At 42.0% G+C, this 13,187-nt stretch carries 11 protein-coding genes; all 11 read right to left on the bottom strand.

The annotated features are described in order from the left end of the window. Genes ATC1_RS13895 through ATC1_RS13845 form a run of 11 tightly spaced genes read right to left on the bottom strand, consistent with a single transcriptional unit; the run spans position 1 to position 12,999 of the window. Positions 1-858 carry a cell division protein FtsQ/DivIB gene (locus tag ATC1_RS13895; protein WP_062283595.1) on the bottom strand — a complete coding sequence of 286 codons (858 nt, stop codon included), beginning with the start codon at positions 856-858 and terminating at the stop codon, positions 1-3. 23 nt (positions 859-881) lie between these two features. Beyond that, complete coding sequence (gene murC / locus ATC1_RS13890) at positions 882-3,167, bottom strand: UDP-N-acetylmuramate--L-alanine ligase (RefSeq protein WP_062283590.1); 2,286 nt, start codon at positions 3,165-3,167, stop codon at positions 882-884. Between the two features lie 7 nt (positions 3,168-3,174). Next, positions 3,175-4,266, bottom strand: coding sequence for an undecaprenyldiphospho-muramoylpentapeptide beta-N-acetylglucosaminyltransferase (gene murG, locus ATC1_RS13885; protein ID WP_172667795.1), 1,092 nt, complete (start codon positions 4,264-4,266; stop codon positions 3,175-3,177). Beyond that, positions 4,190-5,428: an FtsW/RodA/SpoVE family cell cycle protein gene (locus ATC1_RS13880; RefSeq protein WP_082174854.1), complete on the bottom strand. Its 1,239-nt coding sequence runs from the start codon at positions 5,426-5,428 to the stop codon at positions 4,190-4,192. The genes murG and ATC1_RS13880 overlap by 77 nt, the downstream gene beginning before the upstream one ends. Then, the gene (gene murD / locus ATC1_RS13875; RefSeq protein ID WP_062283579.1) at positions 5,407-6,801 is read right to left on the bottom strand and encodes a UDP-N-acetylmuramoyl-L-alanine--D-glutamate ligase; all 1,395 of its coding nucleotides are present in this window, start codon (positions 6,799-6,801) and stop codon (positions 5,407-5,409) included. The genes ATC1_RS13880 and murD overlap by 22 nt, the downstream gene beginning before the upstream one ends. A 59-nt stretch (positions 6,802-6,860) precedes the next feature. Next, positions 6,861-7,853, bottom strand: a complete 993-nt coding sequence (mraY, locus tag ATC1_RS13870; RefSeq protein ID WP_062283576.1) for a phospho-N-acetylmuramoyl-pentapeptide-transferase — start codon at positions 7,851-7,853, stop codon at positions 6,861-6,863. Further along, complete coding sequence (locus tag ATC1_RS13865; RefSeq protein WP_062283573.1) at positions 7,850-9,274, bottom strand: UDP-N-acetylmuramoyl-tripeptide--D-alanyl-D-alanine ligase; 1,425 nt, start codon at positions 9,272-9,274, stop codon at positions 7,850-7,852. The genes mraY and ATC1_RS13865 overlap by 4 nt, the downstream gene beginning before the upstream one ends. A 53-nt stretch (positions 9,275-9,327) precedes the next feature. Next, a complete protein-coding gene (locus tag ATC1_RS13860) occupies positions 9,328-11,154 on the bottom strand; it encodes a peptidoglycan D,D-transpeptidase FtsI family protein (RefSeq protein WP_062283571.1) in 1,827 nt (608 codons plus the stop codon). Next, positions 11,154-11,618: a hypothetical protein gene (locus ATC1_RS13855; protein WP_062283568.1), complete on the bottom strand. Its 465-nt coding sequence runs from the start codon at positions 11,616-11,618 to the stop codon at positions 11,154-11,156. The genes ATC1_RS13860 and ATC1_RS13855 overlap by 1 nt, the downstream gene beginning before the upstream one ends. Beyond that, positions 11,615-12,559, bottom strand: a complete 945-nt coding sequence (gene rsmH / locus ATC1_RS13850; protein ID WP_062283565.1) for a 16S rRNA (cytosine(1402)-N(4))-methyltransferase RsmH — start codon at positions 12,557-12,559, stop codon at positions 11,615-11,617. Before rsmH ends, ATC1_RS13855 begins: the two co-directional genes overlap by 4 nt. Next, positions 12,559-12,999, bottom strand: a complete 441-nt coding sequence (locus tag ATC1_RS13845; protein WP_062283562.1) for a division/cell wall cluster transcriptional repressor MraZ — start codon at positions 12,997-12,999, stop codon at positions 12,559-12,561. Before ATC1_RS13845 ends, rsmH begins: the two co-directional genes overlap by 1 nt. Positions 13,000-13,187 lie beyond the last annotated feature (188 nt).

Here is a 13,187-nt window from a genome sequence, read left to right as displayed (position 1 = left end):
TTACTCCGAAAACCGATAATATGGGGCATGCGTGAATTCGAGACTTAACATATCAGGCTCAATTTCTTCTTTTTTAAAATATTCCTGAATACTTTCCGCCATTTTCAGCTTTTCATCCAGCGCGTTACTATTTTTCCCAAGCCATAAACGATAACCTGACTGTGTGTCCCATCCAAAACCATTGTCATAGGTATAAAAAAGGGTTTTCCCTTTCGGACACTTTTCATTTATTCGAATGATGCTTTGCAGAACATTCTTACTGAAGGAGGAGGGTATTTTCCGATCAGAACGACTTTTTGCTCCTGGAAAGCTGTTGGCAAGAACATAAATTAATTCTTCATCCGAAGAATTCTCTTTAATTACAGTTCCTTCTTCGTCAATCCAAAACTTGCTTCCTCCAAAATCCCATTCGATAATCGGCTTTCTTTGTTCCATCAGGATTTCAATTGAGGATGGGAAACTTAGATTGATTTTGACATCTCTGATTTCCGGATATCTTTTTAATAAGGTTTCTCGGATGAATTTAGGATCAGCTTGATAGAAAGGTAAATTATTCAGACCTGTATAATACGCAATTTCCTCAACATTAATCACAGAATATCCATGAATGACTGGCTTATGAATTCGAAAAGTTGGCAGATAAGTAAAAGCTGCTGCTGCAAGTCCAAGAAAAATACTAAGAATCCCGGAAACGGCTCTTGAACTGACCGATCGGTTTTTCGCTTGTCTATGACCACCCGAATGCGTTTCTTGATTAGAAAGTGGATCGTGATAAATTCGTTTTTGCAGGCGAACAGGTTCAGCAGTTTTTTGCTGAGTACGATTAGTTGTGCTGTTTCGTCTGTTCCGATTTATCATAGGATTCCTCTTTGCAGGTTGTGTCAGGGTAGAACTTCAATTTCAGGGATCAGATCAATCCCGAAACGCTCTTTGACTTCTTTTTGCATCAATTGCATTAAAGCCACATAATCAGCGCTTTTCGCACCGGGTTCCGTAATAATCGTATTTCCATGTGCCTCACTAATGTGAACCCTTCCGATAGTTTTTCCTTTTAATCCGCATTCTTCGATCAGTTTTCCAGCATAAAATCCAGCTGGATTCTTGAATACTGATCCTAAACTACCTTTACCTTCCGGATGAACAACGCGTCGTTTCGCGATGATCTGATCCATTTTTTCTTTAATGACGAGCGGATCGCCATAATTCAGCTCCATTGCAACTCGTAGAACGGTACCCCTCATCAATTTGTCTTTTAAGATGCTGGATCGATAACCGAATCCCATTTTTTCATTGGGAATTTCAATTACTTCAGTATCTTCTTTTAATAATGTGATTGTTTTTACAAGTTCTTTGGTTTCATGGCCAAAAGCGCCTGCGTTACCGTAAACAGCCCCTCCCAACGTTCCAGGAATTCCATATGCCCATTCAAATCCTTCCAATCCTGTTTCGGCGCATGTTTTGACAACCGAAATCAACGGTAAACCGGAATCGGCAATAACTACCGCGGAATCACCTTGGGGATAGATGGCAATTTTTGCAGAATGATTCAAAATTACGGTTCCATCAAATCCGTTATCGCTGAAAAGGACATTGGTAAGCCCACCGAATACTTTATACGGATCGTGATTGATTTGATAGAACTTTATGATTTCTATCAATTCTTCTATTGAATTTGCTGTGATGATTTCTTTGGCAGGGCCGCCACAGAGCGCACGCGAAAATTGCGATAATGGCATATTGTGTTGAATCGTATTGCTGTATTTAACGTTGAAATCCGTTTTCATATCATCGATCATGCGATGGATGGCAGCCGGTCCGAACTGATTGGCATCACCGGCAGAGAGGGTGACGACAACATCATCGGGACGAAGCTGCTGTCTTAACAATTCAACTGCCATTTCGTTGGTATCCGCAAAGAACGCCTTCGGATATTTTTGTTTGAGAGCTGTTTTTAAATCCTCAAAACCGAAGTCAGTCTGTTTTTCTCTGGATGCATAAATATTGGTTACGAAAAGCACGTCCGCAAGATTAAAAGAATCACAAAACTCGTTTAGAAGCGATTTTGTTCGACTGTATGTATGCGGTTGCCAAAGAGCCCAGATCCGTCTATGCGGGAAAGCATCCCGCGCCGCAGTCAGAGTCGCTTTGATTTCAGTCGGGTGATGAGCATAATCATCAATGACTTTAATCCCGTTCCATTCGGCGATGGTTTCGAATCTTCGTTCAATTCCCTGAAAATTTTTCAATGCATCTGCTGCATCATCCAGATTCAGTCCTTTCAAAGAGCAAATGCTCAATGCTGCCAGTGCGTTATAGACATTATGCTTGCCTGCAATCGAAAGCTGAATAATGGTTTGTTTCTTTTGAAGATTGTCTGAAAAAACAAATCGATAACAGCCATTTTCTGTGATTTCACATTTCTCTGCCTGAAAATCAGAAGCTTTTTCGATGCCAAAAGTATATATTTTAACGAGAGAATTTACTTTTTCCGACAATGAGGCTTGTTTCGGATCATCTGAGTTCAGCAAAATAATACCGTTTTCCCGTGTGTTTGCCAGGAATTCAGAAAAAACACTCAAATATTGCGATTCTGTTGGATAGCAATCAGGATGATCGTGTTCAATCTTTGTCACTACAGCAATCGCTGGATGCAACCCAAGAAACATGCGATCATATTCATCCGCTTCGATCACAAACAAATTTCCTTTGCCTGCTTCGGCATTTTTACCGATATTTTTTGGAGTACTCCCTATGATGAATCCGGGCTGCATTTGTAGTGATTTTAAGATCCATGCAGTCATACTGGTTGTTGTGGTTTTCCCATGTGTTCCTGAAATCGCAATTACCTCGCGTTCCGACAGAATGCTGTCCAGAAACTCCATTCGTTTTTGTGCAGGAATGCCCATCCGACGGGCTTCGATCAATTCCGGATTCTCCTCTGCAATAGCAGAGGAATATACAACGATATCAGCATCCTTCACGTTTTCTGCGGAATGTCCGATCTTGACGTAAATCCCGTTTTTTTCTAATTGGCTTACAGAAATCGAGTTGGACCGATCCGATCCAGTCACATTTACTCCCAATTCGTGCAGAACCAATGCGATTGCTGACATACCAGTACCGCCGATTCCGATGATGTGAATATGTTTCCCCTTTAAATTTTTCATATCGTTATTATTTCCGAAGGCTTAATTCTTCTAACAGCAGGGCGATATTTCTGGCAGCGCCATGAACTGCCAAAGCACTCATTTTTTTCCTCATTGATGTAAGCTTTTCCCGGTTTTTCATCAGGTCCTGTATAACGGAAACGACGCTGTCCTTCAATTCTTCATCTTGAATTACAATCGCAGCTCCTTTTGAAGAAAGATAATCCGCGTTGACTTTCTGATAGCGCCACGCATATGGGTATGGAACTAATATTGCTGGCAGACCGAACAGCGGCAGTTCTCCAATCGTCGATGCGCCTGCACGGGAAAGTACTAAATCTGCAGAACAAAATGCAGCTCCCATTTCTTCATTCAAGTAAGGCGTTATATGATAATCTCCTTTTAACATTGGATCGATCGATTCATGAATTTTTTGCATCTCAATCCAATCAGGTTCTCCAGTGATATGGATAATCTGACAAATTGAAAGGAGGTTATCGAGATTCGAAGTAATTGCCTGATTAATGGATCGTGCTCCTTTGCTTCCGCCAAATACAAATAAAACTGGCTTGCTGGAAGAGAGATTCATCGTTTTTCTGGCTTCTGCCGGAGACCAGCTTTTCAAATCTCTTCTTGTTGGATAACCGGTCACGGCGATCCGTTTATTTTTTGGTAAGAATTTTTTGCTCTCTTCACAGATTACAGCAATTGTGTCAGAAAATCTTGTCAGGACTTTCAAAGCAATCCCGGGTTCAATGTCTGGAACAAACAGCAATTGTGGATAGCGAATTGCTGCCAGAGACATTGGAAATCCGACATATCCGCCTGTGAAAAAAAGGACATCCGGTTTAAATTGCTTCAGGATTCTTCTGGATGCAAAAAACCCTTTGATCAACTTAAAAATATTCCCCGGCAATTTTGCGAGACTGATCCCATGGACACCTGCAGACGGAATTTCTGTATAATCAATCCCAGCCCGTTGGATGATGGTTGATTCCATCCCGCCTTCAGACCCAACCCACAGAACGGCATCTTCCGGATTATTATTTCTTTCTTGAATTACGGCCAAGGCTGGATATACGCCACCCCCAGTCCCGCCTGCGCAGACTAATAAACGCATCCGGTGTTGTCCTTTCATTTTCCAAAGAATCAATTGCTGTACAACGTGAAATACTCATCAGAATTCCAATTCCAGCCATCGTACAGATCATGCTGGATCCGCCAAAACTGATAAACGGCAGTGCATTCCCCGCAAACGGGACGATATTGAGCATCACTCCGATATTAACGGCTGCTTCTATGGTGATCCAGAGCGTGATTCCGGCTGCCAGCAATTTTCCGAAATTATCCGGAGCCTTGACTGCAATCGCAAAACCGCGCCAAAGAAGAATCAGATAAAGGGCAGCGATCAGCGTTCCACCGATCAAACCTGTTTCTTCCAGGATGACTGCATAGATACTGTCTGTCCAGGCGACAGGTAATCCTGTCAGCTTAACAACCCCTTTCCCGATTCCGACACCGGTCCAGCCACCTCGAAGAATCGCTTCAATAGACCGCTGAATATGGTAGGATGCTTGTGCCGGATCGGTTAAACCATGGATAAAATCATCGATCCGGGTACTGACCTTATCGAATAAAAAGTAACCGCAGAAGATCATGATCATTGCCAGCACAATGATTGCCCCAATATGTTTGGTGTTTCCCCCTGCGATGAAAAACATGATTCCACCGAGAAAAACGACTGTAATAGTCGCACTGACATCGGGTTGAGCCAGGATTAACCCGCCGATGATTCCGATAATGACGATGACCGGAATAAAACCCCAGTAAAGTGTAGAGAGGCTTTCCTGTTTTTTACTTAACCAATGAGACAGGTAAATGATCAAAGCAATTTTTGCAAGTTCGGACGGTTGAACAGATCCGGTTAAAACCGTACGAGTAGTTCCCTGGATGCTGGAGGGCATAAAGAGAACTATTAGCAACAGTCCACAAGTCCCTGCCAGAATGAGCGTTGCTGTATGTTTCAAAAAATGATAATCAATCATCGTCAAAACAATTGCCGTAATGGAACTCAAAAAAATCCAAACAGCCTGTCTTGTCACCATATAGGTGCTGGATCCAAATTTTTGCAAACCGTAGTTCCAACTGGCTGAATAGAGAATCAACAGTCCAATTATGACGAGGATAATCACTGTAATCAAAAGGGGAACATCGATTAACAGTTTTGTTGATACTCGTGTCTTTTTGCTCTTAAAAAAAGTTACTTCAGTTGAAGTACCCATTCGATGAATTGTTTCCCCCTTTCCTCAAAGTCTTTGAAGGCATCATAACTGGTTCCACCTGGCGATAAGAGAATGACATCACCAGCCTGTGCCTGAGAAGCTGCAGCAGCCACTGCTTCCTGTAATGTGTGACACACAATAACTGCAAGGCTGCTGTCTGTTGTCTGTGCCTTTTCCAATGCAGTTTTTATCAATGGTGCAGCTTCTCCGAAAAGAATTGCACAGCGAGCACGGTGATGGATTTGGTCAGCTAATTCATCCCAGGGTAAATGCTTATCGCGGCCTCCCAACAGTAAAACCAGCGGTTCGTCGAAACTTTTCAACGCTGCCATCGTTCTTTCAGGTGCTGTCGCGATGGAGTCGTTATACCAATTGACGCCATTGAATTCTCTGACCCATTGAAGACGATGATCTACTCCTGAGAAATTTTCTATTCCTTCTCGCATGGCTTTTGGTGAGAATCCGGCAGCTGAGGCAATGGCGCATGCAGCCATAACATTCGCTATGTTATGACTTCCTCGTAGACGAATTAAATTAGCGCTAAAAAGATCTTCCTCTATACCTTTCATGCAGCGTTTGATCATCCCATTTTCCAAAAAGATCGCTGCTTCATGATCACAATCAACGGGTTTTACAAACCCAAAACTCATCAGTCTGCCATGAATTTCTTTTCTTAAATTCCATGAAATCTTATCATCGCGGTTTAATACTGCGATATCCATCTCATTCTGGTAATCTATGATATGTTTTTTCGCCGCTATGTAAGCTTCCATTGTTCCATGACGATCCAGGTGATTCGGTGTAATATTCAGAATTGCTGAAATTCTTGGACTGATTGTTGCGATTTCTAATTGAAAACTTGATAGCTCCAAAATTACAATATCGTCTTTTTTGATATCATCCACGAATGTCAGCAGTGGATTACCAATATTTCCACCAACCCAAATATGCTGTTCTTCTTTTTTTTGTGCCTCTGCGATTCGTCCGGTAAGGGTGGTAGTTGTCGTTTTGCCCGAAGAGCCTGTGATTCCAATCACCGGAGCCTGAACGGCGCTTAAGAAAACCTGCGTGTCATTTTGTATCGGAATGTTTCGAAAGACAGCTTCTCGAATAATCGGGATTTGAAGATCTGCGCCTCCCGTTACAAAGACAGAATCGACATCCGACAATAATTCGACAGGGTGTCCGCCAGTGACCCAATGGATTGGAAGATCTTTTAATGCGTCAAAAGCCGGGAATAATTTGTTGAATGGTTTTGCATCACTCAGCATCACTTCAGCGCCGTGTTCCGACATGTATCGGGCAATAGCCTGTCCCTGACGAGCTGCTCCCAACATCAAAATTTTTTTCCCGTACCAGTCAAATTTTTTCAAAGATTCTCTCCTCGCGAAGAATTCATCATAACTTAAGACCGAATTTGCGAATTCTGGACCTACAGCATCGCAATTGCAAATCCCAACATCAAGAACAATAAACTGACCAGCCAAAACCGTTGAACTACCTGAACTTCGCTCCATCCCAGTAATTCAAAGTGGTGATGAAGCGGTGCCATTCGAAAGAGGCGCTTGCCATGTGTATATTTGAAATACCCTACTTGGAGGATATCTGATAAGGCTTCACTGACTGGAATGATGGCAATGATGGGAAGGACTAAAATATGACCGGTCAGCAATGCGACAACTGCTAATGTCGCGCCTAATGCGAGGGATCCGCAATCCCCCATAAAGAGTTCTGCCGGATTGACATTAAACCAAAGAAAGCCAAATAAAGCACCAACTAAAATGAAACAGAATCTGCCGACATAGGTTTGACCTACCATGAGTGCGATGGCTCCATAACCGGCAAAAGCAGTAGCAGATATCAAGCCGGCTAATCCATCCAGTCCATCCGTTAAATTGATAGCATTTGACATGCCGACGATAAAAAAGACGGCGATTGGAATGAACCAATTGCCTAAATCGATTGGAAATTGATAATTTGGCCAGTAAATATAGGAAACGTTCAGATAATGTTTCATGATCCAGGCAAGAAAGATGGCGATGATGATTTGAAGTAAAAATTTCGTTTTCGCTCGCATACCCAATCCGCGCCGCGGTCCGCGAATTCCTTCCCAGTCATCGATCGATCCGAGCAAGGCATACAGAATCAGAGTAATCATTGGAAGGACAAAGGTCTGCCCCATGATATTTACTCCCAACAACGATGCTGCATTCAACATAGCATTGACTAATAAAGTGGGGATGATGAACATAATACCGCCCATTGTCGGAGTCCCCATCTTTAACATATGTGTGTCCGGTCCATCAATGCGGATCATCTTTCCGATTTTTAGGACATGGAGCAACCGTATAAAGGGACCGCCCCAAATAACAGTCATCATGAATCCTAAAATGGATAAGGCAAGGGTCAGGGGAGTCTCTTTCATTGTTTTGTCTCCATTACATCAACGATTCGTTCCATTTGCAGTCCTCTGGATCCTTTGATCAAGACTACTTCACCTTCTTTTAGTTTTCGAATTTTCAGGAAATCAATGACTTCCGGAACCGTTTCAAACCAGTGAATTTTTGATGATGCCAATCCGGTTTTATAAGCGCTTTCTGCTAAGATTCTTGCCTTTATACCCACTGTAATCAGTTCATCGCAGACTTCTGCTGCACGGGCTCCAACAATAGTGTGTCCATGTATTTCGTATTGTCCGAGTTCACGCATCTCTCCTAAAATTGCCAGTTTATATCCGCTCATTTCATGCAGCAGGTTTAAAGCAGCCATGGTTGAATCAGGTGATGCATTGTAGGTGTCATCAATGATCAGAGCGCCATCTTCTGAGTGAATGACTGCCATGCGAAGCTGCGATTGCGCATGATTTAATCCCTTAAAAATTTCACTCCAGTTTAATCCCTCAACTCTACCAACCGCTGCAGCACGCAGAGCGGTGTGAACGGAATGACGTCCAATCAGCGGAATCCGCAAATAATAACTTTCATTTTTGTAATGAAGACAGAAACGAATTCCTTCCAAACCAAATGATTCGATCTGGTCAGCCCATATCGTTGCATCCGGATTTAAACCATAATAAAAGGATTTTGCTTCGGTCAGCTCAGCCATCGGTTTAACAAGCGGATCATCATAATTCAGAATTGCATATCCATTTGGCGGCAATGACCGTATCAGTTCACTTTTCCCTTTTGCAATAACATCAATCGATCCGGCTCTTTCTGCATGAACGGTGCCGATGTTGGTGATGACGCCGATTTCTGGCTTAGCAATTTGACATAGCAAATCAATTTCTCCAGGTACATAGAATCCCATTTCCAGAACAGCACGTTGATGCCCTTTTCCTGCACGCAGTAAAGTAAGCGGTAATCCAATTTCGTTATTTAAATTTCCTGTATTCTTTAATGTGTGATATCGTTGGCTGAGGACTTCTGCAACCAATTCTTTTGTTGTCGATTTGCCTACTGTACCTGTGATGCCGATTACTTTCAGATCAATCTGATTCCGATGGTAAGCTGCGATGTCCTGTAGTGCTTTCAGTGTGTTATCTACGCGGATGCAAAACGGAAATGAGGGTATTTGATCCGGCTGAAAAGCATCAACAGCTTCTTTTCGTAAATCAATCGATGTAAATTGTTCCGCACAGTCTTTTTGTACAAGGGCTATCAGAGCTCCTTTTTTAAATGCCTGTGGAATAAACTGATGGCCGTCCGTATTTTCCCCTTCCATTGCAACAAACATGGCGCCACGAATTGCTTGACGGCTGTCTACAGTCGCTTCGCTGAAAAAGCGATCCTGTGTGTTGATTGGTTTACCGGTTATCGCCCGGAGGACTTCATTTAATGTGAACACGGCATTTCCTTTCTTTCATATTTCTACTGTGCGAAAAGGTTCCTACATGAAAACTACCAATAATAATATTCATCGGAATCTTTTGAAGGACATTTCTCCGTATAGATGCATGCCAACTGACGATCTGTCGGAAGATGCAAATAAGGATAAACTTTTGTCATAACCTCGCTGAATAATGGCGCTGAGACTTCAGATCCCCATATGTTTACCAACGGTTCCTGAAGCCATACATAGGTTACAAATTGCGGGTCATCGACAGGTCCCCATCCAACGAAAGATGCATTCGTCACGCTTAGAACATAACCAACACCCTCTTTCGCAATTTCTCCAGTTCCTGTTTTCCCTGCGATTCGAGTATATTCCATCAGTGAATCTGATGCTTCCACTTCCAGAGAAGTGGCAAGCATTTCTGTAACAGTCTTTGCTGTTTCAGCGCTAATGGGTTGTCCAATCACCTCAGGTTGTGTAATTTCCGTATGATCATCAAAATAGATGGCTTTTACGATATGAGGCTTCATCATTTTCCCGCCGTTGGCAAGCGCATTTACTGCTGTAATCATCTGAATCGGTGTGGACATGATTCCTTGTCCGAAAGAGTTCGTTGGCAGGTTGATAGGTGTCCAATATTTATCGCCGGGTTTGGAAATCGGGTAATACTCTTCATGCGCCAGCTCAATTCCTGTCGGTTGATTCAATCCAAATGCATCGAGATATTTGTAAAACCTTTCCACACCGATTTGTTCCGAAATCCAGGATAAACAGGTGTTCAATGAATGCTGCATGCAGCCAATCATTGTTTGCGGTCCCCAGGCGCCACGATCCCAATTATAGATACTGACTCCCATGATATTATAGGTTCCGGTGTCATTGAAAATCGTCTCGGGTTTAATCACTCCGGCATCGATTCCAGCTGCCAATGTTATTACTTTAAATACTGAACCGACTTCATACGGCTGCATCACAGCCGGATTAAAGCGATTGTCTTTTGTGAACACTTCTGAAGATTTCCAATATTCATTCGGATCAATTCTTGGATAAGTAGCCATCGCCATAATTTCACCGGTTTTTGGATTCGAAATGATAATTGTTCCACTCTTCGCTTTGTTATTGACCACTGCTTCTTTGATTGATTCTTCGACGATGCTTTGCACTTTTCGATCGATCGTTAAAACAATGGAAGCCCCTTTGGGCATGTCCGGTATTGTATCCGGTATATTGGGATCCAGCGAAAAAAGATGTTCAATGGAGTGGCCAGATAAAATGTCATCATATTCTTGCTCAATTCCATAGGATGCTCCTGCTGATGGATTCAGAAAAGGAAAGAATCCAATGACATTGGATGCCAGATCTTTATTAGGATAATAGCGGTGGATATTTGGATAATAGACAACGGAGTCCAAATCTTCCATAGCTTTTGACTTGCTTTCGATTTTTGACACTTCCCTTTGACTAAGGAAGGATTTTACCTGATCAATTTTTTCGATTTGTTCTTTGGTCGCAAAATTGGTTAATGGCATTTCAACCGCTTTTTTTTCATCGAACTTTATCTCTGCTGATTTCTTTATTACATCATGATCCATGTTTAAAATCGGAGCGAGATAATTCGCAATAAATTCTCCATGAGAATTGGATGCTTGTAATTTCAGTGATACTGTGTAGGATACTGAATTTCCTGCTAAGAGATATCCCTGACGGTCATAGATATTTCCGCGTTCCGAATTTATCTCCAATGTTCGATATTCAAAAGCCTGTCCAATGGTTTCTTTCAGCGCAATTGCAGAAGCATTCGTCTGGAGATAGAGAATTCGGAGGAATACTACCCCGAAAAAGACGCTTAAACCAATCACCAGTAATTTGAGACGGAAATCAATACGGTCCATTATTCACCACGCTTTTTAATCGATACGTGTTCTTTTAACCATCGTTGAAGACTTTCTGTATATTCTGGTTTTACAATCGATACCGGTATTGAAAGATTCCGAGGAACATTATCTAAACCGCTGTAATTGTCCTCTCGAAATCCTGCAATTGGAAGATAGGTGTATGTTTCTTCATCATTCATATCGATAGGAATATAACCAGCCTGCTGGGATCTTTTTTCCATTTCGTCGAAAGATGTTATTTGTCCTTCACGTGTCAAATAATCTGCAATCATTCTGGTTAAATTGCTTCTCTCTTCATGTAACTTCTGTATTTCCAGTTTCATTTTTGTCATTTGAGCTGAACTATACAGGTAGATCATCGTTACGGATGCAATGAATACCAACACAATGATTACATTTAGAATGTTTTGAACTTGTTTCCGCCATGGAGCTAATCGATAAGCGCTTTGAATGGTTTTCATCGTATTTCTCCAATTTTTTCTGCAACTCGAAGTTTTGCACTTCTGGAACGAATATTCGTATCGATTTCAGCACTGTTTGCAATCTGCGGATGTTGTGTAATGATTTTTATCGAAGCTGTGTGATTGCAGGTGCAGATCGGCTGGTTGGGCGGGCAGATACAATTTCGGCTTTCGAATTGGAAAAAATGTTTAATTATCCGATCTTCCAATGAGTGAAATGATATGATTGCCAGCCTTCCTCCGGGCTTTAAATAACTGACCGCCATCGGTAAAACTTTTTCAATTGCATCGAGCTCGCCGTTGACGGCAATTCGAATCGCCTGAAAACTTTTCGTGGCAGGGTGGATCTTTTGACGTGGTTGTTTCATGGCATCTGCTATGATAGCAGCCAATTCTGTCGTGGTCTGAATCGGTTTGTTTTTTCGGATGGAACAAATTCTGGCTGCGATTTGGCGGCTTTTACGTTCTTCTCCATAAACGAATAAAATACGTGCCAGTTCTTCTTCCGGATATTGATTAATAATCTGGTATGCCGATATGGATTGATCCGGATTGAATCGCATATCCAGAGGACCCTCTTTTTGAAATGAAAAGCCTCTTTCGGGATTGTCGATTTGCATGGATGAAACGCCAAGATCCAACAGTATACCGTCCACTGGTTTATTCTGATCCAAATAGGAGGACATTGAACTATACGAATCATGTATGATTTTTAAACGATCACTGAAAGATTTTAATCTTTCAGTGGCAATTTGGATCGCTTGTGGATCTAATTCGAAGGCAATTACTTTTCCGTCCGGTGAAGATGCTGATAATATCGACTCTGTATGCCCTCCCGCGCCTAAGGTTCCATCGACATAGGTTTTGCCTGGACCGGGCAATAAGGCATCCATCACAACTTGTCGCATCACTGAATAATGAGGAATCTCGTCGGTTATCATTAGCGGTTGTTCAAAAGATTCGCAAAATCTTCGGAGATTTTCTCGTCGTGGAAAGCTTCAATTTCTGCTTTTTTCCATTCTTCTTCCGTCCAAATTTCGATATAGTCAGAAGAACCTGCAAAAATGATTTTGTCGCCATCCTGGAAGTTGAATTCATCACGAAGGTAGGTCGGAAGCAGGAATCGACCGTTGGCATCAAATTCGATTAACTCTGCTTTGTTAAACATGCGGCGCCGATATTTTCGGGCTACCGGATCAGCAAGGCTGAAATCAGATACGTCATTTGCCATTTTTTCGAAGAATGGTATAGAATAAATGACCAGGTTTTTATCAAGGCCAACCGAAATATAGGCGCCTTCTATCAGTAAACTGCGAAAGCGAGCCGGAAGCGATGTTCTGCCTTTTTTGTCGATTGTATGTTCGTATATACCTGTGAACATATATTCTATTTTGTCCTTTAAAAAAACAGAAGACTGGCTGGCCAGTCTACCACTTTATGGGAATCTTTACCACTTCAATGACTTTATTATAGCAAGTTGGCTTAAAAATTGCAAGAGCTAATTCTTTTTATCAGCGATTTGAAATTTGGAAAATTTAAAAAAAAGGGGGGAATTATTTTTTTTGAATA

Source organism: Flexilinea flocculi, from assembly GCF_001192795.1.
GTDB classification, from domain to species: Bacteria; Chloroflexota; Anaerolineae; order Anaerolineales; family Anaerolineaceae; genus Flexilinea; species Flexilinea flocculi.
The sequence above is the reverse complement of the archived record's forward strand: the minus strand, read 5'-3'. Positions and strand labels throughout refer to the sequence as shown.